The sequence below is a fragment of the Lacticaseibacillus sharpeae JCM 1186 = DSM 20505 genome, assembly GCF_001436225.1.
GTDB lineage: Bacteria > Bacillota > Bacilli > Lactobacillales > Lactobacillaceae > Lacticaseibacillus > Lacticaseibacillus sharpeae.
In genome coordinates, this window is the sequence record NZ_AYYO01000035.1 from 1 (window position 1) to 333 (window position 333).

Here is a 333-nt window from a genome sequence, read left to right on the forward strand (position 1 = left end):
AAGGTGGAAGCATGATACGGAAAGCCTACATTTGAAACTTTGTTCAGTTTTGAGGGAGCTATCGGCGCCTATTGGGCCTATAGCTCAGCTGGTTAGAGCGCACGCCTGATAAGCGTGAGGTCGATGGTTCAAGTCCATTTAGGCCCATTGTTCCACTTAATTGTATAACCCTTATGGGGGATTAGCTCAGATGGGAGAGCGCCTGCTTTGCACGCAGGAGGTCATCGGTTCGATCCCGTTATCCTCCATTGACTACACGTTAGTGTGGTCGTTTGTTCCTTGAAAACTGGATATCATTGTTTTAATTATTTTAGTTATAAAATAATGCCGAGA

Annotated in this window: 2 tRNA genes; both read left to right on the top strand. The window is 45.0% G+C overall.

Annotation, left to right across the window (positions count from 1 at the left end):
• Positions 1-73: 73 nt before the first annotated feature.
• A tRNA-Ile gene (locus FC18_RS07245) sits at positions 74-147 on the top strand.
• 28 nt (positions 148-175) lie between these two features.
• Positions 176-248 (top strand) — tRNA-Ala (locus FC18_RS07250).
• Positions 249-333 lie beyond the last annotated feature (85 nt).